Consider the following 20,312-nt stretch of genomic DNA (forward strand, 5'->3'; position numbering starts at 1 on the left):
GCGGCGCCCAGGGTCAGCGCGTCCGGGCCCAGCAGCGGCTGTCCGCGCAACGCCTGCCAGGTCAGCAGCAGGGTTCCCGCACCGTACGCCGTACCGGCCACCACCAGCAGCCGCACCTGGGCACGCTGATCCAGCCGCCCGCTGCGGAACCGGCCCAGCAGCAGGGCCAGGACCGGCAGCACCTGCAACGCGTGCATGCCCACGAAGTGCGGGATCCGCAGGTCTCCACCGGTGGTGCTCCAGCCCAGGACCGGCAACCCGGGGCCACCGTCCGGTACGCCGACACTGTGCGCCCCGACGATCCCGGCGACAGCCGATTCCGCGCCGTTCATCGTCATCGGGACCGCGGTCAGCATGCCGAGCAGCGTCAGACCCAGACCCAGCCCCACCGCGTACCGGCCGACCCGGTCGGGGATCGGTCGCCGCAGCACCGCCACACCGATGACGATGTGCGCGACCATCAGCACGTTGATCGCTATCCCCATCGCCTGCCAGAGAGCGGCGTTCAGCGGGCTGCTCACGTTGAAGTGGCTGGTGGTGCCGCGCAGCACCTGCCCGACGATGATCGTCATCTCCACCACCCCCATGGCGACGACGACGGTGCCGGCCCATTCCGCGACCCGGCTGCGCCGGGGCAGCAGGGTGAGCATCCAGGCCAGGGTGGCGCCGTACAGCATCAACGAGACGGAGAACTTCAACGGCTTGAGCCAGATCGGCGCGCCGGTCAGGACCCGGGGATCGGCGAAGACACCCACGGCGCAGACGACGGCGAGGACCGCCATCGCCGAAACGAAGACCAACAGGGGACGGTGCCAGGGTGCCCGCAGGGGCAGCGCGGAAGACATGTCCTGATGCTGTTCGGGCGGCGACCCGGAAGCGCCCGACCAGCGGCCCCACCTGCGGCCGTCGGTCCGAGCGGCGTCTCCTACCCAGGTCGGAGGTGCCAGCCGTACCTCCGGCCAGGGCCGGGGGAGTGCCCCCTGGCGGGGACGCGATCCGCGTACGCTGCCGGGCATGGTCACCCGACCGGACGCCGCGCCGCGATACCCGGCCCTGCGGGCCACGGGCCGGGGTCCGGCCTGGTATCGGGGCGACTGTCACCTGCATTCGGTGCTCTCCCAGGGCGCGGAGCTGAGCGTGCCGCAGCTCACGGCGGCGGCCCGTGCGCTCGGGTTGGACTTCGTCGCGACCACCGAACACGACACCGTCCGTGGCCATGAGCAGTGGGCTCCGCCCCACTCCGGCGACGACCTGTTGGTGATCCTCGGTCAGGAGGTCACCACCCGCACCGGCCACTGGCTGGCCCTCGGACTACCGCCGGAGCAGCACGTCGACTCCGGCTACGGCATCCGTGACGACACCGTCGAACGCCATCTGGATCGGGTACGCCACACCGGCGGCCTCTGCGTGCTGGCCCACCCGTACGCGCCGTACCCGTCAGGGACGTCGGCCTACCCGTACCGCTGGTTCGACGCGGTGGAGGTGTGGAACGGCCTCTGGGCGTCTGACCTGCCGTGGAACGCCGACAACGAGGCCGCCCTGGCCGAGTGGGGACGCACCCTGGCCCACGACGTCCACCGGGGACGCTGGCGACCGGCGGTCGGCAACAGCGACACCCACCTCGCCGGCCAACTCGGCACACCGCACACCGTCGTGTTCGCCGAGGACCTGAGCACCGAAGCGATACTCGCCGGCCTCCGCCGGGGCCGCAGCTGGATCGCCGAGTCGACCGCCGTCCACCTCAAGGTCGAGGCGTCGACCGCCGACCACGTCGCCGCCGTCGGCCAACACCTACCCACCGGCGGCGAGCAGGCCACCGTACGCGTCGAGGTGTCCGGGGTGCCCTCCGGTGTCGTCACCCTGCACACCGAACGTGGCATCGTGCGCCGTGCGACGCTGTCTCCCGACGGGACGGGTACGACCCGGTGGCGCACCACGGCGGACGATGCCGGCCACGTCCGCGTCGAGGTCCGCCACCCCACCCGCCAGATGGCCGCCCTCACCAACCCCATCATCCTGACCTGAAACGCCCTCGTCGTCTCCGACGAGCATCGACGCTGGGACAGTAGATAGGTGCGCTGAGCAGTCTCATTGGTAACCGAGTCGGCGGAAAGCTTCTTCGCCAGCGGCCTGCAACTCCGATGTCGATAGATCAGGCACCTGATGCTGGAGTCGCCTGATCCGAGCCAGGAACTCGTCGGGTAGTTCAAGGTGGTAACTGGCGACGTAGAAGCGGAGGTCGTCGCGCCACAACCATTCGCCGTCCGTCAGCACGGAAGCACCGCCGACAAGGTGCCGACCGCTGCCGAGGACGTCGACCTCTGCGCCCATGACATCGATGAGTACGTGACCATGCCGCAGATAGTCGATGACCCCAGGAGCATCTTCCAGCGGTTGGCGACCGAGGTGAGCCTCGATGCTGCCCGCGTACACGTCGGTCGCTCCTGGGCCGAGTTCACGGAAGAATCCGACCGTCCTCATGGGCCGTCCGCCTTCTGTGGCACGAAGACCTCCCAGGTGCCGCCCGCCTCGACAGCAGGCGGATGAGGTTGCGAGGTCCATCGCGGAGTTCCGACTCGTGCGGTCGGTGCCGTGACGGCGACGCCGAGTTCGTCGGCTACCTGCTGAGCGAGTGGCACGCCATCGAGCCCGGGCCGGGTGGTCCCTGCGTAGCAGGACACCAGGCGGACCGGACCACCTGAGTAAGCAGGGTTCTCTTTGATGGCAGCGGCTATCTGTGCCGCGTTGGTGGGGTCGCCGTCCATGTGGTCCCCCTTCGCCGAGACCTTGCCCGGGACGAAGTATCCCCTATCGGTGCCGTGCACGATGACGTCGTGGTGACCGTCGAGTGCCAGCACGTTGTCGATGTTCCGCATGGTCTTCTCGTCGTATCCGATGCCCGTCGATCGAGGCGTGTGATAAACCGGATCGCCCGCTGGCAGATAGGACTCGGGCTGGCGGACCGGCGGAAGTGGCCGGTCTCTCGGGTCAGCCCAATCACGTCGTCGTCCCATCTGCTCGGCCGGACCTAGGCGGGTGAGCCTGTCCAGGGCGCGTTTGAGGTGGTCGATGAGGTCGGCGAGGCGGCGGATGTGGGGGATGATCGCCCGGAGGCTGTTCAGCAGCCCGCGCAGCAGTCTGGCGATCCGTGTCGCCCAGGACGCGACAAGTGTGGTGACCTGCTCCACCACCAGTGGGGTGGCCAGTCCGGCGGTGGCGACGAGTTCGGCGGCGTACACGGTGAGGCGGGAGACGCAGGTGGCGATGGCGTCGCGGACCAGGAGCCGGACGGCGGCGACCAGACCGGCGGTGCCCTCGGTGATGGCGGCCACCGTGTCGGCGCCCTGAGCCAGACCGGTGACGGCCTGGTGTTGCTCGGTGGCCCAGGCGCGGTAGGCGCGCCCGGCGTTGCCGTCCCAGCCGGTCACCTGCGTGCGGACGGCGTCGGCGAGCCCGTTGGCCTCGGCGCGCAGCGACGCGGCGACGTTGCGCCAGGTCTGGGCGTGTGCGGTGATCTGCGCGGGGTCGCCCGCCAACCAGTCCAGTGCCTCGCTGAGGGGCTTGACGTGCTCGATGAGCCAGGCGATACCGTACTGGAGGAGGGCGCCGACCGGGTCGGAGACGAAGGCGAGGGCGTCCAGGCCGGCGCTGACCACACCGAGGCTGCCGTCGATCCAGCTTCCCTCGCGTACGCCCCGGGCGATGAGCTCGATGTCCTCGCAGATCCAGACGCCGGCCCAGGCGCTCGGTGCGACCTGCGTCGGGGCGGCGACGAGCGGGTTACCGGTCACGCCGCTCCCGCACCCGGTCGAGACGATGCCGGGCGCGTCCGTCGGCGGTCCGGTAGTGGTCGGCGCCGGTGCGCAGGCGGGTGGCCGTGTCGCGGACCGAGGTGGTGGCGGTGCCGATGCCGTCGACCAGGACCCGGTGCAGGCCGTCGAGCAGCGTGGGCATGATCGCGCAGAGTTGCCCGTACGCGGCGGTGCCGAGCCGGACCTGCTGCCCGGCCCGGCGGGCGGTGTCGAGGGTGTCGGCGTGCCGGTCGAGGCGTGCCGCGTGGGTGGTCAGCTCGTCCGGGTCGACCCGGAGCGGGTCATCGGTCGGCATCGGGGTGGCGTCGCCCGTCGCCCAGCCGCCGTCGGTAGGAGTCGACGACGGCCTGTCCCGTCGGGTCGTCGGCGCCGACGGTCTCGCGGGTCGTCGCGGTGACGCGGCGCAGCAGGTCCGCGTGGGCGGCGCGGGTTGTGGTCAGGATGAGGCGGGCGGTGTGGGCGGCGGAGTGTTGGCGTACCCGGTCGTGCAGCCGCAGGTCGACGAGGAGCCCGGCCGAGTCGACGGTGACCTCGACGGTGCGGTCCGGGCTGTGCGCGGTGCCGGTGAGGGCCGCGACCCGGGCCGCCAGGGACTGTGCTCGTCGGGCCCGGTCGGCGGCGGCGGACTCCCATTCGTCCAGGCGGCGCTGCGTCGCGTCCAGCGCCGCCTCGTCCGCCCACACGCGACCCTCCCCAGGGGACACCACCGCAGAACGCCGCCACGTTACCAACCGGTGGCGCTGCGTGCTGTCCCGCCGATCTAGCGGGCGGCGACGTGTTCGGCGAGGAACGCCTCCCAGGTCCGGCTGCCGACGGTCGCGCCGCGCAGCGTCAGGTTCGCCCCGTCGCGGTAGGCGCGTCCCGCCGCACCGGGCAGGCGGACCGGCAGGGTGAGTCGACGCTTCCCGCTGGCCCGCAGGTAGCCACGCATCAGTTCCCCGGTGGTGTGCACCTGGGGGCCGACGATGTCGGGCACCAGGCCCGCCGGGGTGCCCAGGGTCAGTTCGGCGAGGCGGGCGGCGACCTCGCGGCCGTCCACCGACTGCAACCGCAGACCGGGCAGCGGCACCACCGGCAGGGCGGTCAGCTTCTGTGCCATGGTCAGCACCAGGCTGTGGAACTGCGCGGCCCGCAGGATGGTGAAGGGCAGGCCGGAGCCGCTGATCGCCTCCTCGGCGTGCAGCTTGCTCCGCAGCCAGGCGAGCGGGACGCGGTCCGCGCCGACGACCGAGACGACGACCAGATGCCGTACGTCCGACTGTCGCGCGGCGTCGACCAGGGTGCGGGCGATAGTGTCGTCGCCCTTCTGGCCGCCGGCCAGGTGCAGCACGGTGTCGACGCCGCGTACCGCTCGCTCCACGCCCTCGCCGGTCAGGAGGTCGGCCCGGACCTGCTCGGTGCCGGGGGTGGGACGGCCACCTCGTCGGCTGAGGACGCGGACCGGGCGGCCGGCGTCGCGCAGCAGCGGGGTGACCAGGCGGCCCAGGGTGCCGGTACCGCCGGTGACCAGGATCGGTGGGTGCATCGTCTCTCCCTGCGTCGGGGCCGTCCGCCGTGCGGTCGGCTACCGTTCGTGGCTTCACCGGGCTCGACCCCGCGCGGACGACGATGGTGACCGGGTGATCGGCGTCGTCACATCGGCGGGCTCGGCGGGGTCGAGCGGGTGGACCCGGAGGAGGGCGAACGATGATCGAGTCTGATCGGCTGGCCGCGCAGTTCGAGGAGCAGCGGCCGTACCTGCGGGCGGTGGCCTACCGGATGCTCGGCTCCCTGGGGGAGGCCGACGACGCCGTGCAGGAGGCGTGGTTGCGGCTGGCCCGTACGGACGCCGCCGCGCTGGACAACCTGACCGCCTGGTTGACCACGGTGGTGGCGCGGGTCTGCCTGAACACCCTGCGGACCCGTCGGCGTCGTGGCGAGGAGCCCCTCGACGCCCGGGTGCCCGATCCGGTGGTCGACCCGGAGGGTGCCGACGATCCGGAACACGCCGCGGTGCTGGCCGACTCGGTGGGGCTGGCGCTGCTGGTGGTCCTCGACACGCTCGCCCCGGCCGAGCGGCTGGCGTTCGTCCTGCACGACATGTTCGGTGTGCCGTTCGACGAGATCGCGCCGATGGTCGACCGGACGCCGACGGCCGCGCGTCAACTGGCCAGCCGGGCCCGACGCCGGGTACGCGGACAGGCGCCGCTGCCGGACGCCGATCTCGGCCGTCAGCGCGAGGTGGTCGACGCGTTCCTCGCCGCTGCCCGGGACGGTGACTTCGACGCGCTGGTCGCCGTGCTGCACCCGGAGGTGGTGCTGCGGTCCGACGGCGGTGCGGGCCGTGCCCGGTTCACCACCGTGATCAGGGGTGCCACCTCCGTCGCCGCCGAGGCCACGTCGTTCGGCCGGTTCTCGCCGTTCGCCCGGCCGGCGGTGGTCAACGGCGCCGCCGGGGTGGTGGTGGTCGCCGCCGGACGTCCCCTGTCGGTGATGGCCTTCACCGTCGCGGACGGACGCGTCGCCGCGATCGACGTGATCGCCGATCCGGACCGGCTGGACGCGCTGGATCTCGCCGCGTTCACCGACTGACGCCGGGCGGTCAGCCGAAGTTCGCCAACCGGAAGGCCGCGAACCCCACCAGCGCGAGCGGCACCGCCGTGGCCAGCGCGACCAGCCGCTGCCGGGCGGTGCGGCCGACCAGGACCACGACCAGGACGCCGAGTACCGCGTTGATCAGGGCGTTCCAGAGCGGTTCGATGCCGTAGCTCGGGTGGTTGATCCGTCGCGCCTGCAACAGCGCCTCGGCGAAGAGAACGGCGGCGGGCAGCGCTGTCCCGATCACCCGCCGCCACCCCGTTCCGCGTGCCCAGACACCGCCGACGCCGAAGACCACTCCGGCGAGGACTCCGAACGCCATCCAGATCAGCGAGGTGGTCGCCCCCAGCACCGCCCAGTCGTCGCCCTGGATGAGCGCCGCCGCGACGTAGTAACTCGGCACCGCGACCACGAGCCCGACGGCGGCACCGACGGCCGCCCGGACCGGGCCGGAGCGGACCCAGAACCCGAAGGCGAACGCCGCCACCGCCCACACCGCGCTGGAGTTGCCCAGTTCGGCGAAGGGATACGGCACGTACTTGATCCACACGAAGTCGAGGAAGCCGAGCAGGAAACCGCCGAGCACGGCGAGGAGGGCCACGCGTCGGTGGTCGGGGGCGGGACGCATGGCGCAGAAGCATACTCGGTATGCAGCGGGTCGCCGCTGGCTGGGGAAGCCGTATCGGCGGTGGTCAGCGCGGTGCGGCGTACGCCAGCGGCGCGCTCACGTCGTCCCAGGTGCCGATCAACGCGACCCCGGTCGCCGTCGCGCCCGCGCCCGGACGGCGGACCACGGTCAGCTCGACGCCGTCCGTGACGATCACGGTCAGGTCGCCGTCCACGATCGACCGCACGGCACCGACCGGAGGCACCTCGGCGGCCGGGGCGTCGCTGGCGATGTCCATGTTCGGCGGGCGTACCTGCCGCTCGCCGTCCTCCTCGAAGTACTCCTCGGCCTGGCCGGTGCCGGCGAGGACGGCGTCGGCCAGCGCGGACGCGTACACCGGGTCGCCGCAGGCGTCGTAGACCCACCGTCGGCCCAACGCCGAGTGCTCCATCGTGCCGACCAGCCGGTCCTCCGCGCCGGCCAACGGCTCGCCGCGATAGGTGAGCGGCACCTGGTGCACCGGGCCGGTGCCGACGCGCACCAGCAGCGTCTCGATCCCGACCTCACCGGCTGGATCGTCGAAGCGGTACGCGCCCACGCGGACCACCTCGGCGTCGGCGTCCCCGCGATACCAGACGCGGCCGGGCAGCCACGTCGCCAACAGCTCCAGTTTGGTGGGGCGCAGTTCCGCCCGGTGCAGCAACGCCATGTCCGCATGGTACGGAGGCGGCCCGCCGGGCCCGCACTCACCGTTGGCCGTTTCGCTCAGGAGTGGCGGTAGGGTGTCGAATCGACCTCCGAGTATCCGTAGGGGAAGATCATGCGCAGAACGGTTCCCGGGTCGGCCACGAACTGTGGAATGGGGACGTGAACCAGCCACTGCGCCCCGGTGATCCGGCGCGGCTCGGCGGGTACGACCTGCTCGGCCGGCTCGGTGAGGGCGGGATGGGTGAGGTGTTCCTGGCCCGCAACGGGCAGGGCCGGCAGGTGGCGATCAAGATGATCCGCCCGGATCTCTCCGACGACGGCGAGTTCCGGGCCCGGTTCCGCAGCGAGGTGAACCAGGCTCGCCAGGTGCCGCCGTTCTGCACCGCCGAGGTGCTGGACGCCGATCCGGATCACGAACCGCCGTACCTGGTGGTGGAGTACGTCGACGGGCCGAGCCTCGCCCAGGTGGTCCGGGCGCAGGGACCACTCGGTGCGGGCGCCCTGCACAGCATGGCCGTCGGGGTGGCGACGGCGCTGGCCGCGATCCACGGCGCAGGAGTGATCCACCGGGACCTCAAACCGGCCAACGTCCTGGTCGCGTTGGGCGGCATCAAGGTCATCGACTTCGGCCTCGCCCGTGCCTTCGAGGCGACCAGTCAGCACACCCGGACGAACCACATGGTCGGCACCATCGCGTACATGGCACCGGAGCGGTTCGAGACCGGGCGTGATCGCACGGTCGGTCCGGCGGCGGACGTCTTCGCCTGGGGTGCGGTGGTCGCCTACGCGGCCACCGGGCGGACGCCGTTCGCGGGCGACTCGCCGGCTTCCACCGCGATGCGGATCCTCAGCCAGCCGCCGGACCTCACCGGCCTCGGCGGGCCGTTGCGCGGGTTGGTCGAGCGGGCGCTCGCGAAGGACCCGGCGGAGCGTCCCACCGCCCGCGCACTGCTCGACGAACTGTTGACGACGGCACCGTCGTCGCGCGAGGCCGACCGCATGCTGGCCGCCGCGGCGTCGGCATCCGCCGTCTCGTCGGTGTCGGCGGTGAGCGGCGGTGGAACGCCCGGTCGTGGGAGCGACGCCCCGGTGGCACCGAAGCCGGTGTCCGACGGCCGGGTGAGGAAGCGGCGGAGCCGGCTGGTGCTGGTCGCCACGGTGGTCGCGGCGGCGCTGCTGGTGCCGGCCGTGCTGGTCGGCCCGCGTCTGCTGCGTGGCGTCCTCGATGGTGCCGCGACCTCCACCGGGCCGTCCGTCTCCCGGAGTCTGGACCCGGTGCCGGCCGGATCGGGTAAGCCGAGGACCTCGCTGGATCCCGTCGAGGCCGCCCTGGGCATTCTCAACGGGCAGCGTCGGACCCTGCTGCATGTGGCGGAGATCGACCGCGACCTGTCGGTGGACGGCGACGGCAGGGTCCACGTCGGTGACGGCACGGGGCCGGACGCCGTCTTCGTCCTTCAGCCGTTCGGCGTCGACTACATGATCAAATCCTTGAATCCCGAGATCGCACACCGGCCCTGCCTCGGGGTGAAACGCCAGCCGAGCACGTCCTCCTCGCTGGTGGGCGCCGATTGTGTGGCGACCCAGGCGACACTGTTCAGCATCAGGCCGATCGAGGAGAGCAAGGACGACCAGGGTCGCCCCACCCACGTGCTGTACAACGAGGAGCACGGCTTCGTGCAGTGGAGCCGGAGCCGCAAGGTGATCTACGTGGAGTTCCTCGGCGACGGCGAGGTCGACACCACGTTCAGCCTGGTCGACCGAGGGGCCGTCTGATCCGACCGTCCTGCCGGTCCGATCCGGCAGGACGGTCGGATCGCCTGGGCCGATCCGGGATGGACGTCGACCGCTCCGCCCGGGCCGGTCCTGTCAGGCGGGCGCGGGCTCGGGCTCGGGGGCGAGCCCCTGCTCCCAGATCGAGGACATCTCCTCGAACGCGTGCTCCATGATCTGCACCATCGCCTCGCGCGCGGTCTCGCCGTCGTGGCGCTGGATCGACTGGGCGACGTCGGCGTGCAGTTGCAGGGCCTGCTCGTGCGGGTAGTGCGGCATCAGGTGGTAGTGGTGGCGTCCGATGAGGACCTCGGCGACCAGGCTCTGGAGCTTGACGAACATCTCGTTGCCGGAGGCGCGGAGCACCCGCTGATGGAACTCGATGTCGAGGTTGAGGAAGCGTTCCTCGTCACCGGCCTTGCCGGCGGCCCACATCTTGGCGGCGAGGCCGACCAGGTCGCTGGCCTCGTCGTGGTCGACCCGGCGTGCGGCGAGCCAGGCGGCGTGCGGCTCCACCGCGGTCCGTAGCTCGGTGATCGAGCGGATCTGGGCGATGCGTCCGGCGGAGGCGAGCCGCCAGCGGATCACCTGGGGATCGAAGACGTTCCAGTGGTGCGCCGGCCGGATCATGACGCCGACCCGGCGGCGGGTCTCGATGAATCCCATCGACGCGAGCACCCGGAGGACCTCCCGGACCACCGAGCGGGACACGGCGTAGCGGTCCACCAGGTCGTCGATGTTCAGCACGGCTCCGGAGGCCAGCTCGCCTCCGCAGATGGCCGTGCCGAGGTGATCGAGGACGCGGCCGTGCAGCCCGGTCTCGGTCGGGGCGGTTTGGGTGGGTGTCACCCCGGGTGAGGGAACCTTCACGGCTCGGATCATATCAGTTAGGTCTCCCCCTTGTATAAGTCTGCTTTTTCGGCCTAACATCCGGACGTTAAGCGGATGTAACAGCCCGAGGTCGCGCTCGTCCCCCCGAGGCGTCGGCCAGGACAGAAGGAGAGACGGACGTGGGACGTCGATCAATAGTTGGGACATCTCTGGCGGTCGTGGCCGCCATGACCCTCTCCGCCTGCGGCGGTGGTGGTGAGGACAGCGGCGCCTCGGACACGGTGCGCGTGACGCTGGTCAACCACGTCTGGACCGAGAACATCCGGAAGGCGCTGCCCGAGTTCGAGCAGCAGACCGGTCTCAAGGTCGAGGTCACCCAGCTCGGCGAGGACCAGCTGTCGGACCAGTACAACGTGAAGCTCAACGCGGGCTCCGACGACATCGACGTGATGATGTACCGGCCGCTGCAGGAAGGCCGACTGTTCGCCAAGAACGGGTACCTGGCCGACCTGACCGACAAGGCCAAGGACAGCTCGGACTTCGACTTCGCCGACTTCCAGGACGCCCCGGTGAGCGCCACCACCTACGAGGAGAAGGTGGTGGGCATCCCGATCATCACCGAGCAGCAGGTGCTCTACTACCGCAAGGACCTGCTGGAGAAGTCCGGCTTCAGCGCCCCGCCGCAGACGCTCGACGAGCTCAAGGCGCAGGCGACCAAGATCCAGGCGGACAACCCCGGCGTGGCCGGCTTCGTGGCCCGGACCGGTAAGGCCGCCGCCGTCACCCAGTTCTCCAGCTTCCTCTACAGCTTCGGCGGTGACTTCGTCGACGAGGCGGGCAACTCCGCCGTCAACAGCGAGGCCGCCAAGCAGGCGTACGCCTTCTACGGCGGGCTGCTGCGCGAGCAGGGTCCGGCCAACATCAGCACCGACATGAGCTGGTCCGAGGCGATGGCCATCTTCACCCAGGGCCAGGCCGCCTTCTACCCGGAGGCCAACTCGCTCTACGCGAACGCCACCGACCCGAGCAAGTCGCGGGTCTCCGAGAACGTCGGCTTCGCGCCGTTCCCGGCCGGTCCGGCCGGTTCCAAGCCGTACAACATCCCCTCGTGGGGCCTGGCGATCAACGAGGCCTCGGGCAATCAGACCAACGCCTGGAAGTTCATCGAGTGGGCGGCCGGCAAGGAGCAGTCGCTGGACCAGCAGAAGGCCGGCACCCCCGGCGCCCGCGCCTCCGTCTTCGAGAACCCCGAGGGCACCTCGACCTACCCGGAGGACATGGCGCAGGCGATCACCGTGAGCCTCGCCAACGGCGTGGGTCACGACCGGCCCGTGGTCGAGCGCGTGGCGCAGGCCCGGGAGATCGTCGGTCAGCCGATCGTCGACGCCATCACCGGTCGGGACGCCGCCGCCTCGGCGGACACCGCCCACGAGGCGTTCCAGAAGTTCCTGGACGACGAGGCCCGCTAGGACCGAGCGCGGGGGTGGCGGGGCCGATCGTCCCGCCACCCCCGCCCGGCCTTCCCATCACGGAGATCTGATGTCAGCAGTCAGCGCCCCCGAGCGGGCGACCAGTAGCGCCTCCGTCATGCCCGACACGCCCGGTTGGGCGCGTTGGGCCAACGACCATCGCAAGTGGCTCTTCGCGGCCCCGGCCATGGCCTTCGTCGCCGCGCTGATCATCTTTCCGCTCGCCTGGACGGCGTACCTCAGCCTCACCGACTCCTCGGGGTCGGTCCGCGCCGAGTCGGAGTTCATCGGTTTCCGGAACTACGTCGACGTCCTGACCGACACCGACCGGTTCTGGCCCGCCGTCGCGCGGACCGGTGCCTTCACCGGTGTCGCGTTGCTCGTCGAGGTCGTGCTCGGCATGGCTATCGCCCTGCTGTTGTGGCGGCCTTTCCGGGGCGAGAAGTGGGTCCGCGTCGCCATCCTGTTGCCGCTGGTGGCCACCCCGGTCGCGGTCGGCATGATGTGGCGGCTCATCTTCGACCCGAACATCGGCCTGGCCAACCAGGCGCTCGGCTGGGTCGGCATCGGGCCACAGCCGTGGCTCGCCGGTCAGCACACCGCGCTGCCCACCACGATCTTCATCGACATCTGGCAGTGGACGCCGATGGTCGTGCTGATCCTGCTCGCCGGGCTCACCTCGCTCTCGGACGAGCCGCAGGAGGCCGCGATGATCGACGGCGCCAGCGCCTGGCAGCGCTTCCGGCACGTCACACTGCCGCTGCTGATGCCCACCGTGATCGTCGCGGTGCTGCTGCGCGGCATCGACGCGCTGAAGACCTTCGACATCCTGTACGCCACCAAGGGGCGCGGCGGCGGTTCGTTCAACGAGGTCGAGACGCTCAACGTGTACGCGTACGGGCTGAGCTTCGACTACAACGAGTACGGCCTGTCGTCGACCGTGTTGATCCTGTTCTTCCTGCTCATCATCGCCCTGATGTGGGTCCTCACCGCGCGCAAGAAGAAGGAGGAGGCGGGCCGATGAAACCGGGCAAGGGTTTCAAGATCTTCCGCGTGGTCGCGCTGATCGTCGTGGTGCTGTCGCTGGTGGCGCCGCTGATCTGGATGGTCGCCGCCTCGTTCAAGACCAACGTCGACATCTACGACTCCAGCAAGGCGCTGGTCTTCACGCCCACGCTGGACAACTACAACACGGTCCTGCAACAGGCCAACTACGTCCAGTTCATCGTCAACAGCCTCTGGGTGGCGTTCGCGGCGACGACGCTGTCGTTGCTGCTGGGCGTGCCGGCGGCGTACTCGATGAGCCGCTTCAACATGAAGAAGTCGGCGCTGGTCGTCCTGATGGCCCGGATCATCCCCGGCGTCTCGCTGCTGGTGCCCTGGTACTACGTCTTCTCGAACCTGCGCATGGTCGGCGGCTTCAGCGTGCTGATCCTGAGCCACATGTTCGTCTCGCTGCCGCTCATCGTCTATATCATGATGGGCTACTTCGACGGCCTGCCGGACGAGTTGGAGGAGGCCGCACTGGTCGACGGGCTCACCCCGATCGGCGCGTTCCGGCGGATCACCCTGCCACTGTCCGTACCGGGCATCGCCACCGCCGGCATCCTGTCGTTCATCTTCTCCTGGAACAACTTCATGTTCGCGCTGGTGCTCTCCGGTGCGAGCACGAAGACCCTGCCCGTGGCGATCTTCGACTTCGTCGGATACGCCAGCATCGACTGGGGCGGCCTGATGGCGGCGACCACCGTGGTCACCCTGCCGATCATGCTGATCGCCCTGTTCGTGCAGAAGTACGTGGTCTCCGGTCTCACCGCCGGTGCGACGAAGGGCTGACACGATCATGACCACCATCGCCCGCGTCGAGACCTTCCTCGTCGCACCCCGTTGGCTGTTCGTCCGGGTGGAGACCACCGACGGCATCGTCGGCTGGGGCGAGGCCACCTGCGAGGGCCGCTCGGAGACCGTCCGCACCGCCGTCGAGCAGCTCTCCGAGCTGCTCGTCGGGCAGGACGCGCTGCGCATCGAGGACCACTGGCAGGTGATGACCAAGGGCTCCTTCTATCGCGGCGGGGCGATCCTGGCCAGCGCCGTCGCCGGACTGGACCAGGCGCTGTGGGACATCGCCGGCAAGCGGTACGGTGCGCCCGTGCACCAGTTGCTCGGCGGACCCGTCCGGGACCGGATCCGGGTCTACGGCTGGGTCGGCGGTGACGAACCCAGCGAGGTCCGTGACCACATCGCCGCGCGGGTCGAGTCGGGTCTGACCGCGGTCAAGATGAACGCGTCCGGGCGGATGAGCCCGCTGGCCTCCGTCGCCGAACTCGACGCGGTGGTGCAGCGGGTCGCCGCCGCCCGCGAGGTGCTCGGCGACGAGCGGGACGTGGCGGTGGACTTCCACGGCCGGTTCACCCTGGCCAACGCCCGTCGGGTCGCGCCGCTGCTGGAGCCGTTCCGGCCGCTGTTCCTGGAGGAGCCGGTGGTGCCGGAGAACTCCCACCTGATCGGCGAGTTCGTCCGCTCCACCAGCACGCCGGTCTCCACCGGGGAGCGGCTGTACAACCGGCAGGAGTTCCTCCCGGTGCTCCAGGCCGGCATCGCGGTGGCCCAGCCGGACCTCGCGCACGCCGGTGGCATCACCGAGGTACGCAAGATCGCCGCGCTGGCCGAGACGTTCGACGTGCAGCTCGCCCCGCACTGCCCGCTCGGGCCGATCGCGCTGGCCGCCTGCCTCCAGGTCGGCTTCGCCACGCCGAACTACCTGATCCAGGAGCAGAGCATCGGCATCCACTACAACCTCGGGGCCGAGGTGCTGGACTACTGCGTCGACCAGCAGCCGCTGACCTTCGTCGACGGGTACGTGCAGCGACTCACCGCACCGGGGCTGGGCATCGAGATCGACGAGCAGGCGGTGCGGGCGGCCGACAAGCGCGGCCACGCCTGGCGCAGCCCGATGTTCCGGCACCCCGACGGCTCCTACGCGGAATGGTGACCATGACCTTCGACATCACCGCCGAACTCACCCGGTCCCGGATGCTGGCCATCATCCGGGGCACCGACACCGCCGCCGCCATCGCCACCGGCACCGCCCTGCTGGCCGAGGGCGTACGCGTGGTGGAGGTGGCCCTGACCACCCCGGGTGCGCTCGACGTCATCGCGGCCATCCGGGCCGACGCCCCGGCCGACACGTTCGTCGGCGCCGGCACGGTGCTCACCGTCGCCGACGTCGCCGACGTGTCGGCGGCCGGCGCGCAGTTCGTGGTGACGCCGGCCGTGGTCGAATCGATCGCCGAGGCGGCCGGGCGTGGTCTGCCGGTCGCGGCCGGCGCGCTGAGCCCCACCGAGGCGTACACGGCGGTGCGGTCGGGGGCGAGCGTGGTCAAACTCTTCCCGGCCTCGGTCGGCGGGCCCTCGTACCTCAAAGCGCTGCGCGACCCGTTCCCGGACATCCCGTTCGTCGCGGTCGGCGGGGTCGGCCTGGCCGAGTTGCCCGGCTACCTGGCGGTCGGCGCGATCGCCGTCGGCGTGGGCGGTCCGCTGGTGGGCGACGCCGCCTCCGGTGGAGACCTCGACGCCCTGCGCGACCGGGCCCGCCGCTTCCTCGACGCGGTGCGGTGACATGAACGAGCGTCAGCGAGTGAATCATCGTGTTCGGGTGTGTCATGGCGACGCGCAGCGCAGCGGAGCGGTGACATGACCGAGCCTCGGCGGGATCTGCTCACCGTCGGTGAGGCGCTGGTGTCGTTGCGGTCCTCCGGTCCGCTGGCGGCCGGCGGCCCGTTGCGCATGCACCTCGCCGGCGCCGAGTCCAACGTGGCCATCGGTGTGGCGCGGCTCGGGCACCGGGCGGCCTGGGCCGGCCGGGTCAGCGCCGACGAGCTGGGCGAGTTCGTGCTGCGGCAGTTGCGGGCCGAGGGCGTCGACACCGCCGACGTACGGCGGGACCCGGAGCGCCCGCCCGGCGTGATGTTCCTGGAGCGGCGCACCGCCGACGTGTCCCGGGTGCGCTACCTCCGGGCCGGTTCGGCGGGCGCGGCGCTCGACGTCGACGACCTGCGCGCTCCGCTCGCCGCCGGTGCCCGCCTGCTGCACCTGAGCGGGATCACCCCGGCGCTCTCCGACAGTGCGCGGGCTGCGGTGAGCTGGGCGGTCCGCACGGCGGCCGAGTCCGGCATCCCGGTCAGCCTGGACGTCAACTACCGGGCCGGCCTCTGGTCGCGGGACGAGGCCCGCGCGGCCCTGACCCCGCTCGCCGGGTACGCCTCGGTCGTCGTGGCCTCCACCGACGAACTGGACCTGGTCGCCGAGGCCGGGGCCGACGAACACGGTGCCGCCGCCGACCTGCTCCGGCGGGGGGTGTCGACGGTGCTGGTCAAGCTCGGTGCCGACGGCGTCCGCGCGTACACCGTGGACGGTGTGGAGCACGTGCCGGCGGTGCCGGTCACCGCCGTCGACACCGTCGGCGCGGGTGACGCGTTCACCGCCGGCTATCTTTCCGGGCATCTGGACGGGCTGGACCTGACCGACCGGCTCCGGCGCGCGGTGGCGCTCGGGGCGTTCGCGGTCGCCGGACACGGCGACTGGGAGGGCCTACCCCGCCGCGACGAGTTGTCCCTGATCACCGGCAGCGCCGCCGGCACCACCCTTCGCTGAGCATCACCTGCGAGAAAGGCACCCTCGTGAAGATCGTCGCTGCAGACGTCATCGTCTCCAGTCCGGACCGCAACTTCGTCACCTTGAAGATCACAACCGAGGATGGCATCACCGGCCTGGGCGACGGCACACTCAACGGGCGTGAACTCTCGGTCGCCTCGTACCTGCGTGACCACGTCGTCCCGCTGCTGATCGGCCGGGACGCGCACCGCGTCGAGGACGCCTGGCAGTTCCTCTACCGCTCGGCGTACTGGCGGCGGGGACCGGTGACCATGGCGGCCATCGCCGCGGTGGACGTGGCGCTCTGGGACATCAAGGCCAAGGCCGCCGGGATGCCGCTCTACCAGTTGCTCGGCGGTGCGTCCCGCAACGGCATCATGGCGTACGGGCACGCGTCGGGGCGGGACCTGCCGGAGCTGTTCGACTCGATCCGGGCCCACCTCGACCAGGGTTACCGGTCGATCCGGGTGCAGACGTCGGTGCCCGGCATCAACGCCGTGTACGGGGTCGCCGCGCAGCCCAGCACCGGCGGCAAGCGGTACGACTACGAGCCGGCCCAGCGCACCCCGCTGCCGGCCGAGGAGGACTGGGACACCCGGGCGTACATGCGTCACCTGCCCGGGGTCTTCGAGGCGGTCCGCAACGAGTTCGGTCCGGAACTGCCGCTGCTGCACGACGGCCACCACCGGATGACCCCGATCCAGGCCGCCAAGCTGGGCAAGTCCCTGGAGCCGTACGACCTGTTCTGGCTGGAGGACTGCACCCCGGCGGAGAACCAGGAGGCGCTGCGGCTGGTGCGTCACCACACCACCACGCCGCTGGCCATCGGCGAGATCTTCAACACCGTGTGGGACTACCAGACCCTGATCCGGGAGCAGCTCATCGACTACGTGCGCTCCGCCGTCACCCACACCGGTGGCATCACGGCGATGCGCAAGCTGCTCGACTTCGCCGCGCAGTACCAGATCAAGTCCGGTATCCACGGCCCCACCGACATCTCGCCGGTCGGCATGGCCGCCGCCCTGCACCTGGACCTGGCCATCCACAACTTCGGCATCCAGGAGTACATGCGGCACGGTCCGCTCACCAACGAGGTGTTCCGTCAGTCGTTCACCTTCGACGACGGTTACCTGCACCCGGGTGAGCAGCCCGGCATCGGTGTCGAACTCGACGAGGAGGCCGCCGCGCGCTACCCGTACCAGCCGGCCTACCTGCCGTTCAACCGGCTGATGGACGGCACGGTCCATGACTGGTGACCTACCGACCCGGCACATCGTGGTGATGGGGGTGTCGGGCGCGGGCAAGACGACCGTGGCCCACGGCGTCGCCGCGCTGACCGGGCTGGTGTTCGCCGAGGCCGACGAGTTCCACTCGGAGGCCAACGTGGCGCGGATGCGGGCGGGCGTACCCCTGGACGACGACGCACGGTGGCCGTGGCTGCGGGCCCTGGCCGGATGGATGGCCGACCGGCACCGGGAGGGCGTGTCGACGGTGCTGGCCTGCTCGGCGTTGAAGCGCTCCTACCGGGACGTGCTGCGGCAGGGCCCGCCGAGCGTCGACTTCGTCCATCTCGACGGACCGACCGAGACCATCCGGCAACGGATGTCGTTGCGCGCCGACCACTACATGCCGCCGAGCCTGCTGGACTCGCAGACCGCGACGCTGGAACCGCTCTGGCGGGACGAGCGTGGCGTGGTGCTCGACCTGCAACTCTCCACCGGTGAGCTGATCGAGTCGGCGGTACGGCGACTCGGCCTGCCGGTGCGTGACCTGGCCACCGGCGTACCCGTGGTGGCCGAGCCTCCGGCGTAACCACCGGACGGCGCGTGGGGGGCGGTGGTCCGGCTTGTCCCGGTCGGGCCACCGCCGTCCGTGTTCCCGGGCCGGTCCGGCAGGGGGCCGGTCGGGCGGCGGCGTGCGGTTCTAGCACGGCCCGCACCGGCGCGGGACGCGTATTCGCGTTTCCGGGACCGGGCTCGCGCCACCGGGCCACCATCAGCCCGACGGCGACACGACGGCAGGTGGGCGGGCGTGCGGGAGACAGCGGTTGATCCGATCGTCGGCGGCGAGGACGGCAGCCTGGCCGACCGGGTGTGGCGCAACGCGGCGGAGGATCCGGACGCCGTCCAGTTCGTACGCCCCGACCCCGACCCCCGCTCCTGGCCGGTACGGCGCTCCGGGCGGGGCGGCCCGCTGCCGGTGACCTGCCGGCAGTTCCGCGACGACGTGCTGGCACTGGCCCGGGGCTTCCTCGCGGTCGGCGTCGCGCACGGCGACCGGGTGGGGCTGCTCAGCCGGACCCGGTACGAGTGGACCGTGGTCGACTACGCGCTCTGGTCCGTCGGTGCGGTCACCGTGCCGATCTACGACACCTCCAGCACCGACCAGATCCGGTGGATCCTCGGCGACTCGGGCGCGGTCGGCTGTGTGGTGGAGACCGCGGACCACGCCGCGACCGTCACCGGACTGCGGCCGGACCTGCCCGAGCTGCGGCAGACGTGGCGCATCGACGCGGGCGACCTGATCACGTTGACGGCCCAGGGGCGGGCCGTCGACGCCGACGAGGTGGACCGGCGGCGTGCGGCCGTGACCGGCCGGGACATCGCCACCATCGTCTACACCAGCGGCACCACCGGCGCGCCGAAGGGCTGCGTCCTGACCCACCGCAACATCTCCACCGACATCGGCAACGCCACCGCCGTGCTGCCCGACCTGCTGCACCCCGGCGCGTCGACGGTGCTGTTCCTGCCGCTGGCGCACGCCTTCGCCCGGCTCATCCAGGTCGGCATGGTGCACACCCGGGCCACCATGGTGCACAGCGCCGACATGTCCGGCGTGCTCGACCAGCTCCGCCGGTTCCGGCCCACGTTCATCCTCACCGTGCCCCGGATGTTCGAGAAGATGTACGACCAGGCCCGGCAGACCGCGCAGGACGGCCACCGCGGCGCGGTGTTCACGCTCGCCGAGAAGGTGGCCGTGCGGTACAGCCGGGCCCTGGACCGCGCGGGCGGGCCCGGACTACCGCTGCGCCTGGCCCACCGGGTGTTCGACCTCGTCGGGTACCGCCGGCTGCGGGCCACCCTCGGCGGGCGGTGCCGATTGGCGATCGTCGGCGGGGCGCCGCTGGGGGAGCGGCTCGGACACTTCTTCCGGGGCGCGGGCCTCACTGTGCTGGAGGGGTACGGGCTGACCGAGACCTCGCCGGCACTCGCGGCCAACCTGCCGACCGCGATCCGTATCGGCACGGTGGGTCGGCCGCTGCCCGGGGTCCGCGTCCGCATCGCCGACGACGGGGAGATCCACGTCCGCAGCGAGGTGGTGTTCCCGGGGTACTGGAACAATCCCGAGGCCACCCGGGCGGCGATGACCGACGACGGGTGGCTGCGTACCGGTGACCTCGGTCGACTCGACGACGACGGTTACCTGCGGATCACCGGCCGGACGAAGGAGATCATGGTCACCGCGGCGGGCAAGAACGTCGCGCCCGCGCCGATCGAGGAGCTCATCCGCGCGCATCCCCTGGTCAGCCAGTCGATGCTGGTCGGCGACGGCCGCCCGTACGTCTCCGCGCTGGTCACCGTCGATCCGCAGGCGTGGCTGCGGTGGCGGGAGAGTCACGGGCACTCCGGTGCCTCGCTGGCGTCCCTGCGTGACGACCCGGGTCTGCGCGGCGAGATCCAGCACGCCATCGACGACGCCAACCGCACGGTCTCCCGCGCCGAACAGGTCAAGACGTTCCGCATCCTGGCCCGGGACCTGACCGAGGACGACGGCGAACTGACCCCCACCCTCAAGATCAAGAGAAACACCGTCGAGTCCCACTTCGCCGACGACATCTCCGCCCTCTACCACCAACCCTGACCCCGCCCGTTACCCCCCGCC

21 protein-coding genes are annotated in these 20,312 nt (G+C 71.2%); 12 read left to right on the forward strand and 9 right to left on the reverse strand.

Annotated features, from left to right (window positions below; all coding sequences use genetic code 11):
* The coding region (locus tag EYA84_RS09125) for a hypothetical protein (protein ID WP_162854342.1) at positions 1–845 on the reverse strand (845 nt) is incomplete at its 3' end.
* Between the two features lie 169 nt (positions 846–1,014).
* On the opposite strand from EYA84_RS09125, the gene EYA84_RS09130 reads away from it, so the two are divergent.
* Positions 1,015–2,025 carry a CehA/McbA family metallohydrolase gene (locus EYA84_RS09130; RefSeq protein ID WP_131052604.1) on the forward strand — a complete coding sequence of 337 codons (1,011 nt, stop codon included), beginning with the start codon at positions 1,015–1,017 and terminating at the stop codon, positions 2,023–2,025.
* 63 nt (positions 2,026–2,088) lie between these two features.
* Here the strand turns inward: EYA84_RS09130 and EYA84_RS09135 are convergent, their stop codons facing one another.
* The 5 genes from EYA84_RS09135 to EYA84_RS09155 form a co-directional block, all read right to left on the reverse strand.
* Entirely contained in the window at positions 2,089–2,481 is a 393-nt protein-coding gene (locus tag EYA84_RS09135; protein ID WP_161594938.1) for a hypothetical protein, read from the reverse strand.
* The gene (locus EYA84_RS33130) at positions 2,478–3,791 is read right to left on the reverse strand and encodes a WXG100 family type VII secretion target (RefSeq protein WP_201272341.1); all 1,314 of its coding nucleotides are present in this window, start codon (positions 3,789–3,791) and stop codon (positions 2,478–2,480) included. The genes EYA84_RS09135 and EYA84_RS33130 overlap by 4 nt, the downstream gene beginning before the upstream one ends.
* Positions 3,781–4,107 carry a type VII secretion target gene (locus EYA84_RS09145; RefSeq protein ID WP_131052606.1) on the reverse strand — a complete coding sequence of 109 codons (327 nt, stop codon included), beginning with the start codon at positions 4,105–4,107 and terminating at the stop codon, positions 3,781–3,783. Before EYA84_RS09145 ends, EYA84_RS33130 begins: the two co-directional genes overlap by 11 nt.
* Positions 4,094–4,495 (reverse strand): YbaB/EbfC family nucleoid-associated protein, encoded by a 402-nt coding sequence (locus tag EYA84_RS09150; RefSeq protein WP_131052607.1) that lies wholly within the window; start codon positions 4,493–4,495, stop codon positions 4,094–4,096. The genes EYA84_RS09145 and EYA84_RS09150 overlap by 14 nt, the downstream gene beginning before the upstream one ends.
* 77 nt (positions 4,496–4,572) lie before the next feature.
* Complete coding sequence (locus tag EYA84_RS09155) at positions 4,573–5,337, reverse strand: SDR family oxidoreductase (protein WP_131052608.1); 765 nt, start codon at positions 5,335–5,337, stop codon at positions 4,573–4,575.
* Between the two features lie 161 nt (positions 5,338–5,498).
* On the opposite strand from EYA84_RS09155, the gene sigJ reads away from it, so the two are divergent.
* Positions 5,499–6,383: an RNA polymerase sigma factor SigJ gene (gene sigJ / locus EYA84_RS09160; RefSeq protein WP_131052609.1), complete on the forward strand. Its 885-nt coding sequence runs from the start codon at positions 5,499–5,501 to the stop codon at positions 6,381–6,383.
* Positions 6,384–6,393: 10 nt separating this feature from the next.
* Here sigJ and EYA84_RS09165 read toward each other — a convergent pair whose 3' ends face one another.
* Together EYA84_RS09165 and EYA84_RS09170 are read right to left on the reverse strand one after the other, a co-directional pair.
* The gene (locus EYA84_RS09165; RefSeq protein WP_131052610.1) at positions 6,394–7,017 is read right to left on the reverse strand and encodes a DUF6518 family protein; all 624 of its coding nucleotides are present in this window, start codon (positions 7,015–7,017) and stop codon (positions 6,394–6,396) included.
* Positions 7,018–7,081: 64 nt separating this feature from the next.
* Complete coding sequence (locus tag EYA84_RS09170; protein WP_131052611.1) at positions 7,082–7,705, reverse strand: hypothetical protein; 624 nt, start codon at positions 7,703–7,705, stop codon at positions 7,082–7,084.
* Positions 7,706–7,863: 158 nt separating this feature from the next.
* On the opposite strand from EYA84_RS09170, the gene EYA84_RS09175 reads away from it, so the two are divergent.
* The gene (locus EYA84_RS09175) at positions 7,864–9,480 is read left to right on the forward strand and encodes a serine/threonine-protein kinase (RefSeq protein ID WP_131052612.1); all 1,617 of its coding nucleotides are present in this window, start codon (positions 7,864–7,866) and stop codon (positions 9,478–9,480) included.
* A gap of 93 nt (positions 9,481–9,573) precedes the next feature.
* On the opposite strand, the gene EYA84_RS09180 is transcribed toward EYA84_RS09175, so the two are convergent.
* Positions 9,574–10,326 (reverse strand): FadR/GntR family transcriptional regulator, encoded by a 753-nt coding sequence (locus tag EYA84_RS09180; RefSeq protein WP_236145675.1) that lies wholly within the window; start codon positions 10,324–10,326, stop codon positions 9,574–9,576.
* Positions 10,327–10,535: 209 nt separating this feature from the next.
* Between EYA84_RS09180 and EYA84_RS09185 the strand changes: the two genes are divergently transcribed.
* From EYA84_RS09185 to EYA84_RS09225, 9 genes are all read left to right on the forward strand, one after another.
* Complete coding sequence (locus tag EYA84_RS09185) at positions 10,536–11,777, forward strand: sugar ABC transporter substrate-binding protein (RefSeq protein ID WP_131052614.1); 1,242 nt, start codon at positions 10,536–10,538, stop codon at positions 11,775–11,777.
* Positions 11,778–11,847: 70 nt separating this feature from the next.
* Positions 11,848–12,801 carry a carbohydrate ABC transporter permease gene (locus tag EYA84_RS09190; RefSeq protein WP_236145676.1) on the forward strand — a complete coding sequence of 318 codons (954 nt, stop codon included), beginning with the start codon at positions 11,848–11,850 and terminating at the stop codon, positions 12,799–12,801.
* Positions 12,798–13,613, forward strand: coding sequence for a carbohydrate ABC transporter permease (locus EYA84_RS09195; protein ID WP_131052615.1), 816 nt, complete (start codon positions 12,798–12,800; stop codon positions 13,611–13,613). The genes EYA84_RS09190 and EYA84_RS09195 overlap by 4 nt, the downstream gene beginning before the upstream one ends.
* A gap of 7 nt (positions 13,614–13,620) precedes the next feature.
* Positions 13,621–14,769 (forward strand): galactonate dehydratase, encoded by a 1,149-nt coding sequence (gene dgoD / locus EYA84_RS09200; RefSeq protein ID WP_131052616.1) that lies wholly within the window; start codon positions 13,621–13,623, stop codon positions 14,767–14,769.
* 2 nt (positions 14,770–14,771) lie between these two features.
* A complete protein-coding gene (locus EYA84_RS09205; RefSeq protein ID WP_236145677.1) occupies positions 14,772–15,395 on the forward strand; it encodes a bifunctional 4-hydroxy-2-oxoglutarate aldolase/2-dehydro-3-deoxy-phosphogluconate aldolase in 624 nt (207 codons plus the stop codon).
* A 75-nt stretch (positions 15,396–15,470) separates the two neighbouring features.
* A complete protein-coding gene (locus EYA84_RS09210) occupies positions 15,471–16,430 on the forward strand; it encodes a sugar kinase (protein ID WP_131052618.1) in 960 nt (319 codons plus the stop codon).
* Between the two features lie 26 nt (positions 16,431–16,456).
* Positions 16,457–17,686, forward strand: coding sequence for a D-mannonate dehydratase ManD (gene manD / locus EYA84_RS09215; RefSeq protein WP_131052619.1), 1,230 nt, complete (start codon positions 16,457–16,459; stop codon positions 17,684–17,686).
* Positions 17,676–18,242 carry a gluconokinase gene (locus tag EYA84_RS09220; protein WP_131052620.1) on the forward strand — a complete coding sequence of 189 codons (567 nt, stop codon included), beginning with the start codon at positions 17,676–17,678 and terminating at the stop codon, positions 18,240–18,242. Before manD ends, EYA84_RS09220 begins: the two co-directional genes overlap by 11 nt.
* 219 nt (positions 18,243–18,461) lie before the next feature.
* On the forward strand, positions 18,462–20,291 hold the full coding sequence (locus EYA84_RS09225) for a long-chain fatty acid--CoA ligase (protein ID WP_131052621.1): 1,830 nt from the start codon (positions 18,462–18,464) through the stop codon (positions 20,289–20,291).
* Positions 20,292–20,312 lie beyond the last annotated feature (21 nt).

The organism is Verrucosispora sp. SN26_14.1, assembly GCF_004307965.1.
Lineage (GTDB): Bacteria > Actinomycetota > Actinomycetes > Mycobacteriales > Micromonosporaceae > Micromonospora.

What these genes read in the sequence shown, in the direction of transcription:
- EYA84_RS09165 (WP_131052610.1), bottom strand. Translation starts at nt 7,017, where the DNA reads ATGCGTCCCGCCCCCGACCACCGACGCGTGGCCCTCCTCGCCGTGCTC.
- EYA84_RS09195 (WP_131052615.1), top strand. Translation starts at nt 12,798, where the DNA reads ATGAAACCGGGCAAGGGTTTCAAGATCTTCCGCGTGGTCGCGCTGATC.
- EYA84_RS09130 (WP_131052604.1), top strand. Translation starts at nt 1,015, where the DNA reads ATGGTCACCCGACCGGACGCCGCGCCGCGATACCCGGCCCTGCGGGCC.
- sigJ (WP_131052609.1), top strand. Translation starts at nt 5,499, where the DNA reads ATGATCGAGTCTGATCGGCTGGCCGCGCAGTTCGAGGAGCAGCGGCCG.
- EYA84_RS09205 (WP_236145677.1), top strand. Translation starts at nt 14,772, where the DNA reads ATGACCTTCGACATCACCGCCGAACTCACCCGGTCCCGGATGCTGGCC.
- EYA84_RS09155 (WP_131052608.1), bottom strand. Translation starts at nt 5,337, where the DNA reads ATGCACCCACCGATCCTGGTCACCGGCGGTACCGGCACCCTGGGCCGC.
- dgoD (WP_131052616.1), top strand. Translation starts at nt 13,621, where the DNA reads ATGACCACCATCGCCCGCGTCGAGACCTTCCTCGTCGCACCCCGTTGG.
- EYA84_RS09190 (WP_236145676.1), top strand. Translation starts at nt 11,848, where the DNA reads ATGTCAGCAGTCAGCGCCCCCGAGCGGGCGACCAGTAGCGCCTCCGTC.
- EYA84_RS09145 (WP_131052606.1), bottom strand. Translation starts at nt 4,107, where the DNA reads ATGCCGACCGATGACCCGCTCCGGGTCGACCCGGACGAGCTGACCACC.
- EYA84_RS09170 (WP_131052611.1), bottom strand. Translation starts at nt 7,705, where the DNA reads ATGGCGTTGCTGCACCGGGCGGAACTGCGCCCCACCAAACTGGAGCTG.
- EYA84_RS09135 (WP_161594938.1), bottom strand. Translation starts at nt 2,481, where the DNA reads ATGAGGACGGTCGGATTCTTCCGTGAACTCGGCCCAGGAGCGACCGAC.
- EYA84_RS09220 (WP_131052620.1), top strand. Translation starts at nt 17,676, where the DNA reads ATGACTGGTGACCTACCGACCCGGCACATCGTGGTGATGGGGGTGTCG.
- EYA84_RS09210 (WP_131052618.1), top strand. Translation starts at nt 15,471, where the DNA reads ATGACCGAGCCTCGGCGGGATCTGCTCACCGTCGGTGAGGCGCTGGTG.
- EYA84_RS09185 (WP_131052614.1), top strand. Translation starts at nt 10,536, where the DNA reads ATGACCCTCTCCGCCTGCGGCGGTGGTGGTGAGGACAGCGGCGCCTCG.